Origin of the sequence: uncultured Chitinophaga sp. (assembly GCF_937874145.1) — a bacterium.
Taxonomy (GTDB): Bacteria; Bacteroidota; Bacteroidia; order Chitinophagales; family Chitinophagaceae; genus Chitinophaga.
The window spans coordinates 1-22,150 of the sequence record NZ_CALNBI010000152.1 but is presented as its reverse complement, the minus strand read 5'-3'; the positions used below and the strand labels follow the sequence as shown (position 1 = coordinate 22,150).

Genomic DNA, 22,150 nt, shown 5'->3' with positions numbered 1-22,150 from the left:
ATCAATCATCGACACATGAAACACATTACCATCCTCATACTTACCGGTTTGCTCGCCACGGCCTGCAACAAGCAGATCGACAGCATCCGGCCGCTCACGAAAATCGACAAGGAAGGCGAGCTTGCATCGCTGGCAGGGATCGAAGAAACGACCATCGGCAACTACATCCTGCTGCAAGGCAGCGGGTTCAATTATTTCGATGTTCCCATGCATGATTTGGGAGAAAGCCGCGGTAATAACGTCACCCTCCAGAACTGGACACTTCCCGGTAAAACTACAGACGCCTTCTTTTACAGGAACAGCAACAGCCCTACCCAGGGCAACAGCTACGACTTCTACCGCAACGCCTACCAGATCATCGTGAGCGTCAACACCACGCTGGAAGGGATCGAAGCGATGGAAGCCACCTCCTTCTCTACGCTCACAGAAGCGGAGAAAAACAGGTTTCTATATGCGAAAGGTGAAAATCATTTCCTGCGGGCGCTGATATATTTCAGCCTCGTACGCGTGTACGGAAAACCATATTACCAGACACCCGGACAAAGCCCCGGCGTGATCATCAAAACAACCAGCGACATCGAGGATATTCCCGAGCGGGCGAGCGTACAGGCTACTTATGATTTCATACTGTCCGACCTCCATGCGGCCGCACAGCTGATGAAAGCCCCCGTCACGAAGAACAATGCGTTTGTGAGCACGGCCGCAGCGTGGTCCCTCCTCTCCCGCGTTCACTTGTACCGGGGCGGCTCCATCGCCAACCCTGACGCGGCGGCCAACGAACTCGCCATCAAGTATGCCGACAGCGTGATCAACCATACCGGTGGCAAATATGCCCTGTTGCAAGGCGACGCGTATGCCAATATGTTTGGAGACGATGAGTTTGGTGATATTGGCCGCGCTAACGGCACTACCAACAAGGAGATCATCTTCGCTTACGACAATTCGCAGGGAGGAAGCTCCATTGGCCAGTTCTATCATTTCGACGCGATCTACGGTGTGGGCGCTACTTTCCTGCCTTCATCGGAGTTCAAAAGCCTTCTGAAACCCGGCGACATCAGGGGCACTTTCCTAAAACTCAATCCCAACAGCAATTTCGTGGAAACCACCAAGTTTCTCGTTCTGGCGGAAGCCTGGCTCACCCGGGCGCCGTATATTTACTTCAGGCTGGCGGAAATGTACCTCAACAGGGCTGAGGCGTACGCAAAACTGGGCAATACCGCCCTGGCCAAAGAGAACCTGAAAACCATACACACCCGCGCCGGGCTGCCCGCAGCGGATATCGATAACCTCGCCGCGGCAGATGTAATGGCCGCCGTTTTGAAGGAAAGAAGGATTGAACTGGCTTTTGAAGGCCATAACAGCTTCGATTACTTCCGCAACGGCCTGCCCATGACGCGCATCGCGGCAGACAATAACGGCACCGCCCTCACCATCCAACCCACCGACCCGAAAGTGGTGTTGGAGCTGCCTAAAAACTAAGCCATTCAAAACCAATCGAACATATGAAACGTACCATTCCATGCCTGCTGGCCGCAGCAGCCTTTTACGCCTGCGGCCCCGCCGGCCAGCCCAAGACGACCATTACAGCAGAGATCACCGGCCTGAAAGATTCCGTCGTGTATCTTTCCCTCCCGGTTGCCGATTCGGCTAAAACAGACACGATCCCGGTGAAAGACGGCAAGTTCAGCTGGAGCGGCGAAGTGGCCGGTCCCGAGAAGGTGTACCTCATGTTCCCGAACCGCTTCGTGGAACTTTTACTCGATAAGGGTGACATCAAGATCAACGGCCACGCCGATTCCCTGTCCGACCTCCGCGTGACCGGCTCCGCCGCGCACGACGAATACGTTGCCTACCAGCAATCGGAAAAGGGCATCAATGACCAGATGGAGCAGCTCTATTCGAATTATAGCGAAATAAAAGACAACGATTCCGCCATGGCCGTGCTGGAAGCCAAATCCACCGACCTGCGCAAGCAACGCCGCGCCCTGATGAACGGGTACATCGCCACGCACCCGAAAAGCCCCGTGAGCGTGTCCCTCCTGGCCGATATGGCCGTAATGGGCGAATACAAGCAGCTCGACAGCATGTATAAACTCCTCGATCCCGTCGCACAGCAATCCCCCAATGGCAAGCGTGTGGGCGACCGGATCGCCATCCTGAAGAAAAGCGCTATCGGTGAACCCATCATCGACTTCACCCTGCCCGATGTTTCCGGTAAAGACGTGAAGTTCTCCGAATTCAAAGGCAAATACGTGCTGCTCGATTTCTGGGCCAGCTGGTGCGGTCCCTGCAGGGCCGAGAACCCCAACGTACTCAAGGCCTTCAACGCTTACAAGGATAAAAACTTCACCGTGGTAGGCGTTTCGCTGGACGACGATGGCGAGAAATGGAAAAAAGCCATCGCGGAAGACGGCATGCCCTGGATCCAGCTGTCGGACCTGAAAGGTTTCCGCAACACCGTGGCGCAGGAATACGGCATCCAGGCCATTCCTTCCACCTTCCTCATCAGCCCCGACGGCATCATCGTAGCGAAAGACCTGCGTGGCGCGGCATTGCATAACAAATTGGCCGAATTGCTGAACTGATAAAACCCGCAACATGAAACAAATACCGATGCTGATCGCATCCTGCCTGCTAATCACGAATGTACAGGCCCAGTCGTTCACCCTCAGCGGTAAGGTGGAAGGGCAAACGGCCGGATACGCCTACCTCAGCTATCCCGGCGAGAAAGGCAGCTACCGGACCGACAGCGCCCAGCTGCAGAACGGGAAGTTCACTTTCAAAGGGCAGCTCTCCGGACCCTCCATGAGCAGCCTGGCGCTGGAAAGGCCCGATCCCATGTCTTACGACAATACATCCGCCAGCCTCTTCCTCGAACCCGGCAATATGACAGTAAGCGTAAAGAAAGGCGCCTTAAAAGAGGCTAAACTGAAAGGTTCGAAAGCACAGGCCGATATGGATCAGCTGGACGAAGCCCGTAAGCCGGTGGCGAAAAGCCTTGCCCCCCTGTCCGCCGAATACAACCGGCTCAACGGCGAGTATATCGCGGCGCGCCGGGCGAAGAAAGACAGCGCCACCCTGGCTGGCATGCTCGACCAGCTGGAAAAGGTGAAGGAAAAGATGGATCCTTACTACGAGCAAATGGAAGCTATTGACAGAGCCTTCATTGAAAAGCATCCCAATTCTTACGCCAGTGCATACCTGATGCGCTTCCGCGTCAGCAGCATGAAGCTTGCGGAAGGGGAAGCCGTTTATAACAGGATGTCGCCTGAGATCCAGCAGAGCGGGTTCGGCAAAGAAATCAGGAAAGAATTAGATGGCCTCCGCGGCGGATCTCCCGGCAGCGTGGCGCATGTCTTCTCCAAGACCGACATCAACGGCCAGCCCCTTAGCCTGGCGGATTTCAAAGGCAAATACGTGCTCGTCGATTTCTGGGCCAGCTGGTGCGGTCCCTGCCGCAAAGGCAACCCACACCTGAAGGAAGTGTACGCGAAATACAAGGACAAAGGCTTCGAGATCATCGGGATCTCCGACGACGACAGCAACCACGAAGCCTGGAAGAAAGCCGTGGCGCAAGACGGGATCGGTATCTGGAAGCATGTACTCCGCGGCCTGGATATGAAGAAACGCCAGAACAACGAGCCCAATCCTGAAGACATCAGCGATTATTACGGCATCCACTCCCTCCCCACCAAAATCCTCATCGGGCCCGACGGCGTGATCGTTGGCCGGTATGGCGGCGGCGGGGAAAACGACGAAGCCATGGACAAAAAGCTGGCGGAAGTTTTCGGGAAGATGTAAAAGATAACATTGTTTTCCCCATGCACACCTGAATTTGATAAAAAGGGCCCGCCTGAGAACGGGCCCTTTTCCATGAAAAAACCCGCTCTAAGGTGAGCGGGTTTTTCTTTTTCATGCATCGTATCTAATCACAAATCATCTATCTATCAAATACTTGATTTCAATTCTTTTACAGCCAGCCACCAATGGTACGCGCAGCACACCAGCAATACGGCGATGGCGCCCCATTGCGCGGCGGCGGCATCGGAGGCCAGTCCCATAAGCAGCGGGAAAATCGCGCCGCCGGAAACGCCCATGATCAGCAAGCCCGATACTTCGTTCGATCTTTCCGGCATGCGCTGCATGGCAAACGAAAAGAGGATCGAGAAGATATTGGCGCAGGCAAATCCCGCAAGCGCCACACCCGCGTAAATCAGGGCGGCGTTATGCGCGAACAGGAGCAAAATCATGGCGGCTACCGCTCCGATGGCGGAAATGAGGTAGAAACGGCGGGCCGGCCATTTAGCCAGCAAAATGGCGCCGAGGAAAGTTCCCGTTGTTTTAAAAACGAAGTACAGGCTCGCCACATAACCGGCCTGCTCCAGCTCCATCCCGGTACGCTCCATCAACAACCGCGGTCCGGATACGTTCAGCCCCACGTCGATGCCCACCAGGGTGAGGATTCCGGCGAAGTAGAGGAAGATCCGCCTGTCGCCCAGGAGGGCGAAGCATTCGGCGATGGTGGAAGTACTTTCGTTGCGGCCGCCTTCGTGCAGCGGCGTAGCGCTGAGCCAGAGAAACGACAGCACCGTGATGCCGGCGAAAATAGGGAACAGCGCCTGCCAGTTTCCGAATTGCGTACCGGCATAAGCTGCAATAATGGGACCGAGGAAGGAAGACACGGCCTTGATGAACTGCCCTGTGGTAAGGCTGCTCGTCAGCTTATCTTTACTCACCACATTGGTCAGCAAGGGATTGAGCGCCACCTGCAGCAACGTGTTGCCGATACCCAGCAAAGCGAATGCAGACAGCACTACCGGCAGGGTGTAAGAGATCATTGGCACCAGGAGGCCTATCCCCGTTACCAGCATACTCAGCTGCACCGTACGCTTCCTGCCGATTTTGTTCATGAGCATGCCGGTAGGCACGGAAAAGATCAGGAACCAGAGGAACACGGCCATGGGCAGCAGGTTAGACAAGGTATCCGAAAGCCCGAAATCCTTTTTGACGTAGTTGGTGGCGATACCTACCACATCCACGAACCCCATGATGAAAAACCCGAACAGGATCGGCGCCAGCTGTAAAACGCTGGTTTTAGGCTGCCCGGTTTGTGTATTGGTCGTCTCTTGCGTCATATGGTGTCAAATGTAGTGTTATTGTATGTTCATCATGGCCATCCGCCCATATAATTCTGCGATACAGGCTTCGTCGAGCAGCCATTTCGGTTTGACTTTCTCCTCTTTCTTATCGCTCCAGTTATGGTTGAGCAGGCCGAACTGATCCTGGTTCTCCCAGGCATGGTCCACCCGGGCGATAATGGCTTTGAGGTACTTAGGATCCTTCTCCACTTCGTACAAAGCTGCATATCCGCGGAACAGTACGGTAGCAAACCAGGGCAGGTCGCAGAACTCGCTGCGCATGCCTTCCTGCGGCTTCCCGAAATAGTGGTAGGCGGATTCGGCGGTCTGCTTCGCGTCCTGCAGGTACTGCTGTTTCCCCGTGAAGGCATACAGCATCATCGCCGCTTCCAGCATGGAACCGGAATTGTAGGTGTAATACACCGGGTTCGCAATGCCGGTGGCCGTTTTGATATCGTTGGCGTACAAACCGGCGGAGTCGCGCAGATGTTTGTTCATCCAGTCGTAAAACTTAATCCCCTGCTGCAGGTAATACGGTTCTTTGGTGGCTTTGTAGATCTTGAGGGCCGACAAGGTAGCCATCCCATTGCTGCAGGCTGGCTTCTGGTCGTCGTGCCCTTCGAGCCAGGAAACGCCGCCGCCCAATACGTCCGTCCAGCCGCTCATGATGAAGGCGAATACCTCTTTGGATTTGGTGATATATTCCTTCTTCCCCGTATTCTCAAACGCTTCCGCATAATCGATCGCCACCAGCCCGTTGTCGTCGTAATACCGGTCCACCTTCTCGAATTTCACCGGGTAAGCCTGGTAGCCTGCCGGTTTCCGGGAAGCATCGCGGTATTGGTACATCCCGGTCATCACCGAGTCGAGGAAAGGGCTGTAAGCCGCCTTCTTCCCCGGCATGCGCATGAGCACCACGGTAGACGTCACTACGCCGCTGAAAGGCCACAGGTAACTCACTTCCTTTGATTGTACATTGCCATCCTGCATGTACGTCAGCGAGTCCTTGAACTGCTGCGGGTAATATTCCGAAAAAAGCCCGTGCTGCGGTACGCGGTACAGCTTCCAGACGCGATGGTACATTTCCTCCGCCCGGCGCTGGTATTCTGCCGGCGACTGCACTTGCTGCGCCGCGGCAGCCAGCGACATGCCGCAAAGCACCGCTCCCATTAACATCCTTTTCATAGATCCTTTTTACATGCATCCGCCCCGTTCCCCGCGGAGCGGGACGGATGCCGGTGATTACTGTTCGTTCTTCCAGATCGAAAGCCTGGCGTAAATCTCCACCATGCCTACATGCGTGAGCAGGGAATAATACCTGCCCAGGTCGGAGCCCGACCAGTCTTCGTAAAACTGTTTCGTATCCGGCAGGCGCGCATGTTGCCATGCGTAATCTACATTCGCCGCCAGGGTATTGATGTACGTCGCGTTCTTGTCGATTTCGTAGAGTTCCAGGTAACCGCGGAGCAATACCGCGGTGAACCAGGGATCGTGCGGCACGAAAAACTTGCCCAGGTTGGCCACGTTCCGCGTGAAGATGTTATACGACCCTTCCGCCCATTTCTTCGCGTCTTCCAGGTAAGCCGCTTCGCCGGTGATCTTGTGCAGCAAAGCCGCATTCTGGATCATGGCGCCGGAGTTGTACGTCCATTTGGCGTAGTTGATGCTGCCGTCTTTGATCCAGATGGAATTCCAGAAGCCGTTGTCCACCGGGTCCAGCATGTATTGTTTCACCCAGTTGTACCAGCGTTTAGCGGAAGTGAGGTATTCTTCGTTCTTATCGACTTCATACAGTTGCAAGGCCAGTGTGGCGGACAGCGCCGTTACGTTGGTGGCTTTGATGTAATTGGGATCGTCGGGGTTGTTCATCACGCCCTCGTTCCAATACAGTCCCCCTCCTGCCTCCGGGCTCTCGCCGGAAGCGCAGAAGGTATAGCACAACTTCGCGTTGCTGAGCAGCTGGGCGTCTTTGGTCAGTTTGTACGCCTCCAGCATGTCGATGCCCGTAATGGCGTTATCGTCGTAGAAACGATCGGCCAGGCCTTCGCTGAGCGGTACCGACTGGTAGGCTGCCGGTGTCCGGGAAACGTCTTTATACGTTTCCATGCCATTGAGCGTGGAGGTATAGTATTCCGCCGCGGTGGCGTCGGTATAGCCCAGCTGTTTCAGCAGCGTGGCGCCGGTGAACATGGCGGAATACGGCCAGAGATAGGCGTAACGCGGGTCTCCGGGTTGCGTGGGAAAGCTCTCCCGCACGTATACGGTACCGGCGATGCCGTAGTTCTTGTAAATATCGTCCAGGGCCTGACGGGCTTTGAGCTTGTAGGTCTGCTGCACGGAAGAGGTGTCTGCGTCAACTTTCACCGGAACATCGTCCCGCTCCTTGTAACAGCCTGTGAAGGCAAGCGCCGCTGCGGCTATCATTAAAACTAATGGTCTCATGTAATTGCGTTTAAGGGTTCGGCGATTAGTGAACGGTCAGTTCGTAAGCATAATCCTTCGCTGCGTTCAGTTGCAGTTTGACGTCGCCCGATTTGCCGTCGGACCCTGCGGGATATTTGTACGTGAAATCCCACTGCGAGTTATCCACCTGCACCAGTTTGTAATACGCTTCCGGCGTGTTGGCGTCGGGCGGGGTGGAATTGGAAGCATTTACGCTGCCATAATACATCACACCAGCCGTACCGCCTGCATCTGCCGTAAGGAACTGGAATTTGAACCGGTCGTCTTTCCAGCTGCCGAAATCATAGTAAGCGATGGGCATGTTCTCGAGCGACCAGGTGCCGTTGCCGGTGTAAGCCAGCTTGCCAACGGTTTTGTTGTAAGCGGAAGCGAACAGCCCTACTTCGGTGATCTCCGTCATCTCAGCGGCGGCATTTGCGAAATCGAGACGGATGCGATAGATTTTCTCGCTGGTTTGCTGATTTTCGCCACCTTCCTGCAAGCGGGTTCCGTTAATGGAATACGTTACCGGGGTGCCGCTGTTGCGGTCCACGAAAGTGAAGGAACCGGCTTTCAGCTGGGTGAATATTTCAAATACGCCGTCTGCGCCCATTTTCATGGCTTGTGCCTGGGCAAGGTCTTCGCCGCCTTCGGATGCCGTACCGGTGATGAATACGTTAGACGGGATCTCGGTAAAGCCGGAAGGCCTTTCCACCACGATGGTGCGGGTGGAATCGGCACGTTTGGCGTTGAGCCCTTTGCTGGCGATCACCGTCCACTGCAGCGATCCCGTGCCCGAGGGCTGGATGCCCGCTTTGCTGGCGATGCTGTTCAGCACTTTATGGGAAAGCGCCAGTGAATTCTGCACCCCGTTGCTGTTGGAGGCCACGGTGTAGATAGGCCGCTGGAAATCGCCGCCCAGCGTATCGAAAGCTACTTCGTACATTACGAGGCTGCCGTCTTCCGCGCGGGCCGCGCTCCATTCGAAGTTCACTACCGCGCTGGTAGCGGGTTGAAGTTTCAGGTATTTGCCCACTTCGGGATAATACAGTTCTTTAACCGTGGAAATATTGCTGTTGATGGATTTCTCCTTTTCGCAGGAGCTGAAGCCCCCGATGGCCAGTACCGCGGCCAGCATGCAGGATATGTGGAATGAGAGAGAACGTATCATGATAAATGCTTTTATGAAATGTGGATAAAGGTTGAATGCCCCCGCGATCACCAGTTGGGATTGTTCGGCAGGAGGTTTTGGTTCATGTCGATATCTGCCTGCGGAACCGGCCACAGGTAATGCTTGGCGGCATTGAACACGCGGCGGTCGGCCACCACGTTGGCGTTGCCTACTTTCATCCCGTAGAGCGGACCGTTCATCACCGTTTCAGCGATCTTCCAGCGGCGGATGTCAAATACCCGGTCGCTTTCCAGGGCCATTTCGCAACGGCGCTCCCGGCGAACGATATTCACCAGCGCGGCATTGCCCACACCCGCATAAGCGGAGAAGTTAAGTGCCGCGGGATCAGTGAAACCGGCGCGCTGGCGGACAGGCCGGATCGTTTTATTCCAGGTGGCCTCGTCCAGCTGGTTCTGCATGGCTTTGGCTTCGGCATACATCAGCAGCACATCCGCATAACGGATGAGGATGAGGTTGAGGCCGGAATTATTGTTGCCGTCTGCGGTGCGGTCGTAGTATTTGCGGAAATAATAGCCGGTTTTGGAAGCATCGGCCTTGTCCATGGCGTTGTCTCCGGTGCCGGGCGCCGTGCGGATCGTAACGGTTTCACCGCGTTTGGTGACGAAGGAAGATCCGTCGTGGATGATGGTCGCTTCCAGGCGCGGGTCGCGGTTGTGGAAGGGATCGTTGGCATCATAGCCGGATTGCGCGTCGTTGATGCCTTTACCATTCGTCATGATGAAATCATCCACCAGCGACTGGGAAGGCGCCATGCCGCTGATGAGGGTACCTTCGGTGAAGGGGATGAAGAACCGCTGCATCGAATGCGTCCGGTGTACCGGCACGAATTCCATGTTCAGGATCACTTCACTGTTATTCTCATTTTGCGCTTCGAACAATCCCGCATAGGAATTGAAAAGCGTATAGGTCCCGTACGTGCCGTTCATGATCCGCTCCAGCACGGTGGCGGCTTCGCTCCATTTGCTTTCGTACAGCAGCACTTTCGCCTTCAGCGCAGCCGCCGCTCCTTTCGTGATGCGGCCTTTATCCGCTTCCGGATAATCGGCTTTGGCGGGCAGTGTGCCTGTAATTTCATCCAGCTCCGTCAATACGTAATTCACCACTTCCGCTTTCGGCGAACGCGCGATGCGGAAGCTTTCTTCATACGAAATCTCATTTTTGATCAGCGGCACGTTACCATACCAGGTCACGAGGTGGAAGTAATGAAACGCCCGGATGAAGCGCGCTTCGGCGATGTAGCGGGATTTCAGCCCGCCGTCGAGGCCGGGAACTTTATCGATATTGGCCAGCAGGTTGTTGGCATTACGGATCCCTCCGAAATGAAACGCCCACTCCCCTGCCACGCGGTTGGTACGGCCGTCGTACGCACCCGCTGCGATGCTCTGGGCCTGCCCTCCGTTCACGGAGCTGGAGCTGAACGAGTTATCGCTCAGGCTTTCGTTGAAGAAATAATAGTCGGCGGAATACATCCCTGCGTAAACGTTATTCAGGCTATTCTCCGCCGCATCCGGCTTCTCCCAGAAGGTGAGGTCGGTGTCCTGGTAGGAAGGGCCCAGATCGAGCTTCTTGCACCCTGCCGTTCCCAGCAGGAGCGCCCCCAGCACTATAGAACAATATTTGCTAATCCTCATATTTCGATCATTTAAACGTGGTTAAAAGTTGATGTCCAGCCCTACCGCCCAGACTTTCTGCACCGGGTAAATACGGCCGCTCGTGGAGCTGCTCAGCGCATTCAGGTTCAGCGTGCTGTTGAACTCCGTCAGCTCCGGGTCCATCCCGTTCTTCATACCCGTTACGGTAAACAGGTTCTGCCCCGTGAGGTAGATTCTCATCTTCTGGATCTTCGCTTTATTGGTAAAGCTGGCCGGCAGCGTGTAACCGATCTGCGCGTTCTTCAAACGGGCGTAAGCCGCATTTTCCAGCCAGAAAGTAGAATTGGCGTTGTTGTTCACCGAAGCCGTTCCGATCGTCAGGCGGGGATAATCCGCATTGGGATTGTTCGGCGTCCAGCGGTCGATGTGCTGGGAATACACGTTGTCCCAGTTATTGTGGAATGCTTCCACACCCTCACCACGCAGGTACACGTTTCGCTTCCCTACGCCCTGGATGAAGATGCTTGCGTCGAAACCTTTCCAGTTAACGCTGTAGTTCAGCCCGAAGGTGAACCGCGGGAAGGGATTGCCCATCACGAAACGGTCGCGGTTATCGATGATGCCATCGCCGTTACGGTCAACATACTTGATGTCGCCGGGCTTCACTTCGTTCACGAACGAAGGCTTCGGACTGTTCTTGATATCCTCGAGGCTTTGGTAGAAGCCGTCTGCCTGGTAACCGTAGTAAGAACTGATCGGGAAACCTTCGCGGTTGATATAGGTCACATCTCCCTCCTGGATGAACGTCCTGCCTTTGAAATCCACGATCTCGTTCAGGTTGTCCGCCAGGTTGGCGCCGATGGTATGGTTGAAATCACCGGTTCTCGCCCGGTAATTCACCGCGATTTCATAACCCTGGTTCTTCACCTTGCCGGCGTTCTGGAATGCGGGCGTAGCGCCGTACAGTCCGGGTGCGGGCAGTTGCAGCAGGATGTTGTCCGTAATCTTGTGGAAGTAATCGTAGCTGATGGTGAGCCGGTTGTCGAGCATCGACAGGTCGAAGCCGATGTTGGCCGAATTGGCGGACTCCCAGGTGATCACGGGGTTGCCCACCGCAAACGAGGAGCCCGACTGCGGCAGGTTGTTGAAACCGTACATATTGCTCACCGTCGTATACACGTTCAGGTAGCCGTAGTTGGAGATAATCTGCTGGTTGCCCAACTGGCCCCAGGAACCCCGGAGCTTCAGATCTCCCACTTTCTCCTTCACGGATTCCATAAACGGCTCGTCGGTAATGCGCCATGCAGCGGAGAACGAGGGGAAGAACGCCCCGCGGTTGCCTTTGGCAAAGCGGCTGGAGGCGTCGTACCGGAAGTTGAATTCGAAATAGTATTTGTTGTCGTATGCATAGTTGAAACGGCCGAACCCGGAGTTGAGCGCCCACTGGTCGATACGCGTTCCGTAAGTATCATTGAAGCCGGTCAGGGTCTGTGTGCCTGCCGTCGAATCACCGGTAATGTTGTCAACATTCAGGCGGCGCGTCTGGTCATATTCGTTTTTCCAGCCTTCCGTCGCGTAACCCAGCATCCCTTTTACTTCGTGCTTCCCGTTGAAGGTGCGCTCGTAGTTGAGCATCGCCTGGAAGTTGTCCTGGATGCTGCGGGCGTGGTTCACGGTGCGGGAGCTCTGGTTGTCGGAACCGGAATACGGCGCATAGTCGATCGACTTGCGGAATTCGTCCATATTATTCACCCGGATATCGGCGCCATACACCACCTTGGCGGAGAGATGCTTGGTGATCGCGTATTCGGCGTTGGCCATGTAGTTATAGCTGTCGTTGTTATACAGCCTGCGGCCGCCCTGCTCCAGCTGCGCCAGCGGGTTGTTGGAAGCCGTGGGCGCCAGGAAATACTTCCCGTCTGCATCCTTGATCGGGTAGATGGTGGGGATGCGGATAGCCGTGGAGATCAGCCAGTCGGAGTAATACGCATGCTCGCGGATCTTCTGTTTCGCATACGCGAAATTACCGCCCAGCTTCAGTTTGCCCAGTTGGGTGCTGAGGTTGGCGCGGCCGTTGTAACGTTTATATCCGTAGTCGGGCCCGCGATACAGGCTGTTCTGGTCGAGATACCCGCCGGAAACGAGGTAATTCACTTTACCCACGGCACCCGAAACGCCGAGGTTGTGGTTGTGCTGAAGGGCGGCGGAGCGCATCACTTCATCCATCCACCAGCCTTCCGAGCCCTTCTCCCCTTGCAGGCGGATCTGCTCTGGTGAGAACTGCGCGTTCTGGCCGGAATTCACCAAAGCTTCATTCTTCAGTTGCATGTATTCCACGCCGCTGACCGGCTTGATGAGGAAAGTCGGCTGCTGTGCCCCCATGATACCGTTGTAGGTAACGCGGGGAATCTTGCTGGCCTTGCCTTTCTTCGTGGTAACGAGGATAACGCCGTTGGCCGCGCGCGAACCGTAGATGGCGGAAGACGCCGCATCCTTCAGTACGCTGATGCTTTCAATGTCGTTCGGGTTGAGGAGATCCAGCGAACCGGGAACGCCGTCTACCAGGATGAGCGGACTGGAGTTGTTCACCGTACTCACCCCGCGGACGTTGATATTGATCGCCGCGCCGGGCTCTGTGGCATTTTGTTGGATAATAAGGTTCGGAGCGGCACCCTGCAGCGCCTGTACCGCACTGGTAACAGGCTTGCCTTCCAGGTCCTTCGCCGTTACCGTGCTCACGGCGCCGGTAAGGCTCCCCCGCTTTTGCGTGCCGTAACCTACCACCACCACGTCAGACAGTGTGCTGCTGGCAGTTTTAAGCGATATGTTCAGCGGACCGGCGCCAACGGCCACTTCCTGGGTGGCATAGCCGATGGAAGAGATCACGAGGACCTGGTTGGTACCGGCGGGAAGGTTGAGGGAAAAGGTCCCTTCGGCGGTGGTCGCCGTTCCTATGGTAGTCCCTTTCAGCACGACGGAAGCGCCGGGAATGGGATCTTTGGATGCGTCGTCTGTGACGCGCCCGGTGATAGTCCGGGCATTCTGGGCAAGGGATGCGTGGGCCATCCCCAGCATCAGCAACAGCGCCATAAACTGGCGGCCGTTCTTCCGCAAGAGCCTCTCTACGATAACGTGACAATAACCAAGCATAGGCTTCATAATTTAAAAGATCAGTTGTGGAATGATATGTGGATGCGGCCCCGTTTTTACAACGCGGCCGGCTTGTCTGTCAATTGGTATTCCAGCGTTCCGCCCTGCGTCAGCAGGCTGAACGGAATGGCGTTTTGTTTCAGTTTTTTCCCGTTGAAGGAAGGTTGATGGAGATAGATGTTGGCGGGCGCATTGTTGTGCGTCACGATCTCGATCTTATCCCCTTTGTAATATTTTTTATTCAGTTTGATCTCTACCTTGTCGAACAGGGAGGAACCGATCTGCATCTCAGGTTGCGCCGCTGCACCGCCCTGCACGTCGAACAGGCCGATGGCGCTCAGCACGTACCATGCACCCAGCTGGCCCTGGTCTTCGTCCTGGCCATAACCGTAGCCATGAATCCCTTCCGTTCCGTAAAACTCATTGCAGATCGCGCGCACCCACTTCTGGGTCAGGTGCGGCTTGCCGGAGAAATTGAACATCCAGGGCATCTGCAGGCAGGGCTGGTTGCCGTGGTTGTAGGGCGCGGAAAGACCGGAGAACGCATCGATCGTAGTACCGCCGCCGAAGGTGGTTTTCTGCGCCGCGGTAAAGATGCTGTCCAGCCGCTTGTTGAATTCCGACTTCCCGATCTTGCTGATCAGCCCTTTCGGATCGTGCGGTACATAGAAAGAATACTGTCCTGCATTCCCTTCCTGGAAACCGCGCCAGGGCTCCGTGGGATTGAAATTGTCCACGAATTGCCCGTCTGCCCGCCGGGGACGAACGTATTTGGTAGCCGGGTCGAAGATGTTCTTCCAGCTGTTGGACATCTTCAGCAGCGTTTTATAATCATCTTTCTTACCCAGTTTCTTCGCCCATTGCGCCACTGCGAATGCGCTGAAGGAATATTCCAGCGTGTGGGAACCGGAGAAGCACCACTGGCCCGGCGCGGGATCGATGTGATCCACGTAGCCGTATTTGCGGAAGCGCTCCACATCGTCTTTCCCCGCGCCTTCCGGACGGTTCTCGAAACCGATCTCGTTTTTCAGCGCTGCTTCATAAGCTTTGTTTACATCAAAGTCGCGGATGCCGTAATTATAGGCGCCGGCCATGACGAGGCTCACGAAGTTAGTGCCCACGCCGGAAACGTATTTGCTGTTGGCGATGCCGTCGCCCAGCCAGCCGGCGTCGTTATACACCAGCAGCTGGCTGCTCACGAAGTCGGAGTAATATTCCGGGTACACCAGCGCCCAGAGCGGCGTAAGGTTCCAGAAAGCGCCCCAAACGGCGTCTGTATTGTAATGGTTGTGCACCGGTTTCCCCTGTGCGTTGAGCGGGATCTGGCCGTTGCCGCCGGTATTTTTAGGATAGGCGCCGTTCACGTCGCTGGCGAGGCCGCGGCCCAGCACGGCGTGATAAAGGCCGGTGTAGAATTTCGTCAGGTCGGCCTGGCTGCCGCCGCTAACGGTGATACGGCCCAGGTAATCGTTCCATTTCTGGTGGTTTTGCTGCCGGGCTGCGTCGAAGGCCAGGTTGGCGGCTTCGGCCTGCAGGTTGCCGCGGGCATTTTCGATGGAAGTATAGGAAAGCCCCAGGCGCACGGTTACCGCTTCATTCGCTTTGGTATCGAATGTGAGGTAAAGGCCGGCCCCTTTGCCGGTGATCTCCTTTGCGCCGGGCGTTTGCTCCGTACCGCGGAAAGTACCGTGGGCGGAAGGCTGCTTGTCCAGCACGGCGGAAAAGTACATGGCCACTTCCGCTCCCGCCTGGTATTTCTGTACATAGGAAGGCAGGGTGATGACGTAACCTTCGATCCGGCCGTCGGGCGTCAGGTACACGCGCGCGTCTTTCACTTCACCGCTTTCGCCCTGTTTGTTGCCGATATCGAAAAGGATATGCGAATCCGTTCCCTGCGGGAACGTGAACCGCTGGAAAGCCACGCGCTCCGTGGAGGTGACTTCTGCGCGGATACCGTAGCGCTTCAGCGTCACGGCATAATATCCTGCGGTAGCTTTTTCCTCCGCACGATCAAATGCCGACCGGTAGCCCGACTGCACATCATCCAGTTTTCCCGGAACCGTCACCAGCGTTCCTTTCGTGGGCATCAGCACTACGCCGCCAACCTGGAACTCATGAAAATTGGGGAACCCTTCAATGGAAGTGTGCCGGTAATCGTATCCCACTGCTTCCCAGCCGTTGGGATTGCCATAGCTCCCGTCGGTGGAGGGGCCTGGCTTGGCCATGCCGAACGGCGAGGCGCCGGGCGCAAAATGGAACCAGCGGCAATGTGCCGTTCCGATCAGCGGGTCTACATATCCCGTCAGATCTTTCTTTTCCTGCGCGCCAAGGCGGGACACCGAAACGAGCAGCAACAACCAGAGCATCCAATTTTCCTTTCTCATCCTTGCAATTTTTTTGTTTGATGAAGAACTGCCCGCAGACAAGCCGCGGGCAGCCCGGTGATTATTTCACGAAAGCCTTCACCACTTTAGCCGTGGCGCCGCCTTCATTGATGATCCTGTAAGATCCCGCAGCTGCGGGGATAGCAAATGTTTCGGCATAGTTGTACCGCTGCCGGAAGCCATTGGCGGTTTCCACCACCACGGATTCTCCCTCCACCAGCATCAGCACATGGCATTTACCCGCCGTTTCCACCGTTACCTCTCCGTCGAACTCAAGGCGGTGCACATCGTAGAAATGCTCCTTGTGGGTAGGCGCATGCACCAGCTGCCAGTTCTCCCCTTTCTCAATCACGCTTTGCTTGGAAATCAGCTCTTCCTGCACCCTGGCGCCCTTGCGGCTGAAATCCAGGTTGCGGAAAGCGTGGTCGATGTTGATGGGGCGCGGCTTGCCGTTGAGATCGAGCCTTACCCAGTCGTACATTTTAAACGTGAAAATGTAAGGGGTGGCGCTGATCTCAAGCACCAGGTTGTCTTTCCCGGAACTATGCACCGTACCGTTGGGAATGAGGAAGAAGTCGTGCCTGTTCGCTTCAAATACCTGCACGTACTGCTCGATGTCGATCGCTTCGTTCTTCGCCACGCTCCCTTCCAATGCCGCACGGAACGCCGCCGGATCGATATCGTCCTGGAAGCCCAGGTACACCTTCGCACCCGGCTTGCAGTCCAGCATGTAATAAGTTTCATCCTGGGTGATGGTTTCCCCGAAGTTCTCGCGGATATACTGCACGCTAGGGTGGCACTGGATAGACAGGTTGCCGCCGTCGAACGTGTCCAGGAAGTCGAAACGGATGGGAAAATCGGTACCGAAACGTTGTTCGTCGGCGCCCAGCACTTCCTTCGCGTGTTTCAGCATCAGCCAGTCGAACGCCACTTCCAGCAACACGCTGTCGCTTTCGAATACGAGGCCGTTTTCCGGCACGATCATCTCGAACGACCAGGCGTAATTCACTTCTTCTTTATTGAGGCCGGTAATCTTTTCCTTCATCCAGTCGCCGCCCCAGGCGCCGGCTTCGAACCAGGGCCGTACGCGGAAAGCGTTCTGCGACAGCTGCTGCAGCCCTTCGCTGACAGCGGCCTGCGTGGCCCAGGAAATGGTTTCTTTCCACTGCCCGTCCGCGATCACTTCGATGGCGGGGAGGATGGATTGCTTGTGCGCGTTGAGCAGCACCCAGTCCACGAAATAGAAACGCTTGTAGGTTTCCTGGTTATCGTCCCACTGCGATTTGCCGAGGTTATTGGCCGTGCGGGCACGCATGCGGTATTGCAGTTCATTCTTCGGAAGATCTACGTATACCACGGGCGCCTGTACGTTGGCCAGTGCCGCGCCGGCGCCCACCACCAGGGTGATGCCCGTTGCAGGGAATTGTATGTTGTCAAGTTTGTTCGCGTCGAATAAGTCTTTCAGCGTCAGCGTCGTCCTGCGGCCCCATACGGTTCCTTTTTCTCCAAGGAAAGGCGCCACCAGGGCTTCTATTTCCGCTTCGGATTTCATCAGGTTTGAAGTGTACACCAGGTTCACGGCTACACCGGCAGCCCTCAGCTCCCGCTCCAGGGAGCTGGCGATATACTCCCAGTCGTTACCGATATAACCGTCAATCAAAATGACATTCCTACCCTTCATCCAGTTAGCAAGTGTAGCGTATCCGGACTGAATACGGCCAGAGCCCAGGCTGGCGAAGGGGTACATGTCGTACCGGCCTGCCGGGAGCGGCTTTCGTTCTGCCGTTGTTGCCGGCAGAAGGGGTTGGGTTGTTTTTCTCCAATTCATGATGGTGTTCATTTTCTATCGCGCATTGTTGTTGTTGAGATGAGTGCTGCAAATCCATGCAGCGCCTGAAAGTGCCGAGTTTTCGCCGCGGCCCGAAATGTGAACGGTAGTAGCGATCCCGTTATCCCGCAGGTAAGCTTCCAGCGGCGCCAGGAAGAAGGGATGCGCCTTGCGGATGTTGCCGCCGATGACGAGCCTTTCCGCTGCAAAATCCCCCAGCCAGGGAGCCAGCACTTCGCCCAGGCTGTTGCCCAATTCGGCGAAGAGCGCCAGGGCGGTAGCGTCCTGCTGCTCGGCGAGGTCCGCCAGGTCTTTCACCTCCGCCAGGCGCTGGCCCCTGCGTTGGTGGTATCCGTTGAGCAGCCAGCGCGAAGAGATGTAATCCTCCGCGATGCCGCCTTTGTAGGGCAGGTGATAGATGTACCCTTCCGGCGGGATGCCCTTGCCTTCGTGCAGGATCACATTGTCCTGCAGGAACGTGCCGCCGAGCCCCGTGCCCAGCGTTACGGCCACCATGCGGCTGCAACCTTTCCCCTCTCCTGCCCAGGCTTCGCCCAGGGCAAAGCACGACGCGTCGTTCTCGAAGTAAATCCCCGACCGGAAGCCCAGCGATGCCGCCAGCGTTTCCCGGATATTCATACCATACAGTGATTCATATTTGGCAACGCCCTTGATCAGCGAAATACCGCCGGGATAATCGAAGGGCCCCGGCATGGCAATGCCGATAGCCGCTACTTCTTTCCCCGCCGCAGCAAGGGTGCGGGCGATGCAGGCCGTCCACCGCGCCAGGATATCCTCCGCGCCGGCGCCGGCATCCACCGGCTCCTTGAACTTGCAGTCTGCCGCCACTTCACCGTTGGACAGGTTGATCAGGGCCGCCGTTATATGGGAACCACCGATATCCGCACCTATCACATAGTTATTGTTCATATGTTTGAACATATTAATAATGAAGAAAAAAATATCCTTTTCCTGCACGGATGCAAAAAAAGGAGTAGCGCAATAATCAGGGTTCTGACCTGATCTCTATCGAATACGTGAATTTATCGGACCTGTAATAACCGATGTTGTACTCCACGGGCCTGTCGCCGGGGTCATACACGAAGCGCTCCCTGAAGAGAACGGGGTACTTCGGGTCTACCTGCAGCTTTTTCGCCACATGGCCGGCCATCAGGGCACTGATGTGCTCGCTGGAACGAACGACAATAATGTCAAATTTCTCAGACAGGAGCTGGTACAGCGGGCGGTTCAGATCGTCGCTTTCCGTTAGGATGATACGAGGATGGAAGTAACTTTCGAAGTAAACGATCGGCTCGCCTTCGACGCCTTTCAGTTTACTGAGCTTGCAGACGGTTGTATTGACGGGTATATTGAAAAACCCGGCCATCTTTTCGTCGGCCTGCACTTTTTCGAGCGTGAGCAGGAGATTGGTAGTAGCAATGCCGCGCTTGGACATTTCCTTGGTAAAGCTTTGCCAGTCCTGCAGGCTGGTAGACAACTGGCGTTGCGCCACTTTGGTGCCCACGCCTTTCTTCCTGGCCAGCAAACCTTCGTACTCCAGTTTGTTGGTGGCCTGCCGGATCGTGTTCCGGGAAACGCCCAGCCGGTTGGCCAATTCCACCTCTTTGGGCAGGAAGGAACCGTTCTGGTATGCGGGCTGGCTGATCAGCTCCCGCAGCAGTTCTTCCACCTGTATGTGGAGCGGCATTTTGCTTTTATGGTCAATCTTCAGGTTCATGTTCGAATGTTCAAACATACTAAATTCCCAGACATCAAACAATGCCTGGTTAAATTATTTTAAAATTTTTTTCGGCTGATAGAAACCGTGATAGAGGTAAATAGCGCCGTAGGTCCAGTTAGGGCCCTTCATGCCGGGATAGTTAAAGCGGTCCATCATGAGGGAAACAAATTGGAAGGGATACCCTTCCGGCATCTGCACCACGTTGGGCCATACGCGGGTATTGGAGGCACCGTCCCAGGGCGGCAGGTCCATTTTGAGGGTACCGGCTTCCTGCAGGTCGGGATAGGTATAAATATAGATCTCCCGTTCCGAGCTGCCGGAGAAGCAGTACAGCTTGTCGCCGATCCGCTGGATGGAGGTGCCGGTGGAGTTATGCGCCACGGGCCCCGCGATCTGCCTGTAATCCTTGTTCCAGCTATTGGACTCGAGCAGCACAGCCTTGTAGCCGTCGCGGTTCACGCAAGTCAGGATGCGCCATTTTTTTGCCTTTTCATCGTAGAGGATATGCGGATCCTCGATGTCGCCGACCACGCCGAAAGGGGATGCATGCATCACGGAGAAGCCGAAACGGGGATCGTGCTTGCTTTCCACCGCCAGCAGTTGCTTCTTCTCCTTATCGGGATTGGCATACGCGCTGAAACCGGTGGTAATGCCGCGCCAGCGGGCGGTTTTCCGGTCATAAAATATATGAGACGCTACTTCATTGCGCAGCAAACCGTCGTTCCGGTCAAACAGGATCACGCCTTCGAGCTTTACGTCAAAAACCGTCGGGTTCATGCTGAAAACACCCTGGATATGGTGCGGCAGCGCCCTCCCGCGGACAGACATCGTGTACCACAACCTGCCCCTGTCCAGGTACGGCGAGCCATCTTCATAGGTAACCGGCCGAATGTCAGCCAGGCCCATGCCCGTCGTCAGCGCGGCTTCTACCCTGCTGATGACCGCCTTACCCGAGCGCAACCCCACGACCAGCTTCGATTGATAAGTTTGCATGCGCTCCACGCTGCGGAGCTCTATGTATTTGTTGAAATCGACCTGCCCGATAACCTTCGGCAACCCCACCGACTGATGATACAACACCAGCCCGCTGCCCAGCATCTGCAGGATGATCTTCCCCTTTGCCTGCACCTTTTCGGAACGGTTCACCCGGATCGATGTATCGATGGGATAAGTTCCGTTGACGGTGAATTTCACGTCGCCAAGCAGGCCATTTATAAATTCGGGCATCACCCTCACCTGTTCTCTTTTCCTGCCATCTGCAAATTCGAAACCGATCCAGCCGTTGCCGGTCAGGGTATCGAGGTCGATGTTATAAGTGGCGAAGGGATTGAAACCGCCGAACCAGATGGAAGTCTCCGATTGTTCCGGTGAAGCTATTACCAGCTTATCCTCTTCCACGCCCAGGACGGCGAAGTGCGCCAGGTGGTGCTTGACGGGGTGCATGGCGGTGATGCCCACGATATTGGCAGGCTCGAGCTTCGAGAGGGGAATGGATTGATGCGGGTCGAATATCATCCTTTGAACGCCTTGCCGCACGAAGAAAATTTCATCCGGCCGGGACTGAGCGGTAGCAAGGGAGCAAATAAAAGTGAAAACAGGGATTACAAAAATCAGCAAACGTGGTTTCATACGCAGGTAAAACTAATCAATCCGGGAAAGTTTCTTGCCGCAATTTCCGGGAAAATGGCATGGCTTTCGTGCGGTATAGCGGGAGTCACTCATCCAAAAGAGCAGTATATGAAAAAATACATCCCCATATGCTTTGGCGCGGCCCTGTTCTTTACGGCATGCTCCGCCTCCAAAAGAGGGCTTTTCGTCAAAAGAACACCGCATGAGGCTTACGCGGCGCGGATAACGGATGCGGGCCTCCGGGAATCCTTGCTGGGCGGGCGCTGGTTCGCCGCTGCGGAAAAAGGCCTGGCCCGCCCCCTCGGCATCACGCTGCCTTACCAGGAAACTGGATACTTTTCCGCCGAAGACCCCGACGCCGCCGGTTTCTCTTTTGCCGCCCGCCGCGGCGAACAGTTGTATATCACCGTCCAGGTAAAACCCGCTGGTTCATTGCTCGTATTCACCGATCTCTGGCAACCCGCTTCCGACGGCGGATCGCCGCAGCACCTGGCCAGCGCGGACACGCTCCGCACCTTGCAATACGACGTGGAGCGCGACGGCCGCTTCATCCTCCGCCTGCAGCCAGAACTGCTGAATAACGTGGAATATACCATACAGATCGTTACCCGGCCTTCCCTGGCCTTTCCCGTTCCGGGCAAATCCAACGCCAGGATCGGCAGCTTCTGGGGCGCCGCGCGCGATGGCGGCGCACGCAGCCACGAAGGGGTCGATATCTTCGCCAAACGGAGAACGCCGGTAGTGGCGGCGGCCGACGGCCACGTTACCCGCACCGGGGAAAACAACCTCGGCGGCAAAGTCGTGTTCATGCGCCCTGCGCAGCGCGACATCTCCCTGTATTACGCCCACCTCGATTCGCAGCTCGTGCAACCCGGCCAGCGCGTTTCCGCGGGAGATACGCTGGGGCTGATCGGCAATCCCGGCAACGCGCGCAACACCGAGCCGCACCTGCATTTCGGCATCTACACCGCCAGCGGCGCGGTGGACCCGCTCCCCTACATCCAGCAAAACAGGAAGGCACCCGCCGAAATCTCCGCTCCCATCACCCCCATTC

15 protein-coding genes are annotated in these 22,150 nt (G+C 56.0%); 4 read left to right on the top strand and 11 right to left on the bottom strand.

The annotated features are described in order from the left end of the window. Positions 1-15 precede the first annotated feature (15 nt). Genes Q0510_RS07305 through Q0510_RS07295 form a run of 3 tightly spaced genes read left to right on the top strand, consistent with a single transcriptional unit; the run spans position 16 to position 3,801 of the window. The gene (locus Q0510_RS07305; RefSeq protein WP_298709630.1) at positions 16-1,479 is read left to right on the top strand and encodes a RagB/SusD family nutrient uptake outer membrane protein; all 1,464 of its coding nucleotides are present in this window, start codon (positions 16-18) and stop codon (positions 1,477-1,479) included. Between the two features lie 23 nt (positions 1,480-1,502). Beyond that, a complete protein-coding gene (locus Q0510_RS07300) occupies positions 1,503-2,585 on the top strand; it encodes a TlpA disulfide reductase family protein (RefSeq protein WP_298709628.1) in 1,083 nt (360 codons plus the stop codon). Positions 2,586-2,598: 13 nt separating this feature from the next. After that, positions 2,599-3,801, top strand: a complete 1,203-nt coding sequence (locus tag Q0510_RS07295; RefSeq protein WP_298709626.1) for an AhpC/TSA family protein — start codon at positions 2,599-2,601, stop codon at positions 3,799-3,801. Positions 3,802-3,947: 146 nt separating this feature from the next. On the opposite strand, the gene Q0510_RS07290 is transcribed toward Q0510_RS07295, so the two are convergent. The 11 genes from Q0510_RS07290 to Q0510_RS07240 form a co-directional block, all read right to left on the bottom strand. Continuing rightward, complete coding sequence (locus Q0510_RS07290; protein WP_298709624.1) at positions 3,948-5,135, bottom strand: sugar MFS transporter; 1,188 nt, start codon at positions 5,133-5,135, stop codon at positions 3,948-3,950. Between the two features lie 18 nt (positions 5,136-5,153). After that, positions 5,154-6,323: a glycoside hydrolase family 76 protein gene (locus tag Q0510_RS07285; RefSeq protein WP_298709623.1), complete on the bottom strand. Its 1,170-nt coding sequence runs from the start codon at positions 6,321-6,323 to the stop codon at positions 5,154-5,156. A 57-nt stretch (positions 6,324-6,380) separates the two neighbouring features. Further along, positions 6,381-7,580, bottom strand: a complete 1,200-nt coding sequence (locus tag Q0510_RS07280) for a glycoside hydrolase family 76 protein (protein WP_298709621.1) — start codon at positions 7,578-7,580, stop codon at positions 6,381-6,383. Positions 7,581-7,605: 25 nt separating this feature from the next. Then, positions 7,606-8,751, bottom strand: a complete 1,146-nt coding sequence (locus Q0510_RS07275; protein WP_298709619.1) for a SusE domain-containing protein — start codon at positions 8,749-8,751, stop codon at positions 7,606-7,608. 47 nt (positions 8,752-8,798) lie between these two features. Next, positions 8,799-10,403 (bottom strand): RagB/SusD family nutrient uptake outer membrane protein, encoded by a 1,605-nt coding sequence (locus Q0510_RS07270; protein ID WP_298709617.1) that lies wholly within the window; start codon positions 10,401-10,403, stop codon positions 8,799-8,801. A 21-nt stretch (positions 10,404-10,424) separates the two neighbouring features. Then, complete coding sequence (locus Q0510_RS07265) at positions 10,425-13,523, bottom strand: TonB-dependent receptor (RefSeq protein WP_298709615.1); 3,099 nt, start codon at positions 13,521-13,523, stop codon at positions 10,425-10,427. Between the two features lie 47 nt (positions 13,524-13,570). After that, a complete protein-coding gene (locus Q0510_RS07260; protein WP_298709614.1) occupies positions 13,571-15,898 on the bottom strand; it encodes a GH92 family glycosyl hydrolase in 2,328 nt (775 codons plus the stop codon). A 61-nt stretch (positions 15,899-15,959) separates the two neighbouring features. Further along, entirely contained in the window at positions 15,960-17,579 is a 1,620-nt protein-coding gene (locus tag Q0510_RS07255) for a class I mannose-6-phosphate isomerase (protein WP_298709612.1), read from the bottom strand. 162 nt (positions 17,580-17,741) lie between these two features. Continuing rightward, the gene (locus Q0510_RS07250; RefSeq protein ID WP_298709611.1) at positions 17,742-18,656 is read right to left on the bottom strand and encodes an ROK family protein; all 915 of its coding nucleotides are present in this window, start codon (positions 18,654-18,656) and stop codon (positions 17,742-17,744) included. Positions 18,657-18,732: 76 nt separating this feature from the next. Next, on the bottom strand, positions 18,733-19,464 hold the full coding sequence (locus Q0510_RS07245) for a GntR family transcriptional regulator (protein ID WP_298709607.1): 732 nt from the start codon (positions 19,462-19,464) through the stop codon (positions 18,733-18,735). A gap of 54 nt (positions 19,465-19,518) precedes the next feature. Next, a complete protein-coding gene (locus Q0510_RS07240) occupies positions 19,519-21,003 on the bottom strand; it encodes a hypothetical protein (protein WP_298709605.1) in 1,485 nt (494 codons plus the stop codon). 201 nt (positions 21,004-21,204) lie between these two features. Between Q0510_RS07240 and Q0510_RS07235 the strand changes: the two genes are divergently transcribed. Next, a partial coding sequence (locus tag Q0510_RS07235; RefSeq protein ID WP_298709604.1) for a M23 family metallopeptidase occupies positions 21,205-22,150 on the top strand: 946 nt, incomplete at its 3' end.

What these genes read in the sequence shown, in the direction of transcription:
- Q0510_RS07280 (WP_298709621.1), bottom strand. Translation starts at nt 7,580, where the DNA reads ATGAGACCATTAGTTTTAATGATAGCCGCAGCGGCGCTTGCCTTCACA.
- Q0510_RS07300 (WP_298709628.1), top strand. Translation starts at nt 1,503, where the DNA reads ATGAAACGTACCATTCCATGCCTGCTGGCCGCAGCAGCCTTTTACGCC.
- Q0510_RS07265 (WP_298709615.1), bottom strand. Translation starts at nt 13,523, where the DNA reads ATGAAGCCTATGCTTGGTTATTGTCACGTTATCGTAGAGAGGCTCTTG.
- Q0510_RS07250 (WP_298709611.1), bottom strand. Translation starts at nt 18,656, where the DNA reads ATGAACAATAACTATGTGATAGGTGCGGATATCGGTGGTTCCCATATA.
- Q0510_RS07305 (WP_298709630.1), top strand. Translation starts at nt 16, where the DNA reads ATGAAACACATTACCATCCTCATACTTACCGGTTTGCTCGCCACGGCC.
- Q0510_RS07275 (WP_298709619.1), bottom strand. Translation starts at nt 8,751, where the DNA reads ATGATACGTTCTCTCTCATTCCACATATCCTGCATGCTGGCCGCGGTA.
- Q0510_RS07285 (WP_298709623.1), bottom strand. Translation starts at nt 6,323, where the DNA reads ATGAAAAGGATGTTAATGGGAGCGGTGCTTTGCGGCATGTCGCTGGCT.
- Q0510_RS07290 (WP_298709624.1), bottom strand. Translation starts at nt 5,135, where the DNA reads ATGACGCAAGAGACGACCAATACACAAACCGGGCAGCCTAAAACCAGC.
- Q0510_RS07295 (WP_298709626.1), top strand. Translation starts at nt 2,599, where the DNA reads ATGAAACAAATACCGATGCTGATCGCATCCTGCCTGCTAATCACGAAT.
- Q0510_RS07255 (WP_298709612.1), bottom strand. Translation starts at nt 17,579, where the DNA reads ATGAAGGGTAGGAATGTCATTTTGATTGACGGTTATATCGGTAACGAC.
- Q0510_RS07245 (WP_298709607.1), bottom strand. Translation starts at nt 19,464, where the DNA reads ATGAACCTGAAGATTGACCATAAAAGCAAAATGCCGCTCCACATACAG.
- Q0510_RS07260 (WP_298709614.1), bottom strand. Translation starts at nt 15,898, where the DNA reads ATGAGAAAGGAAAATTGGATGCTCTGGTTGTTGCTGCTCGTTTCGGTG.
- Q0510_RS07270 (WP_298709617.1), bottom strand. Translation starts at nt 10,403, where the DNA reads ATGAGGATTAGCAAATATTGTTCTATAGTGCTGGGGGCGCTCCTGCTG.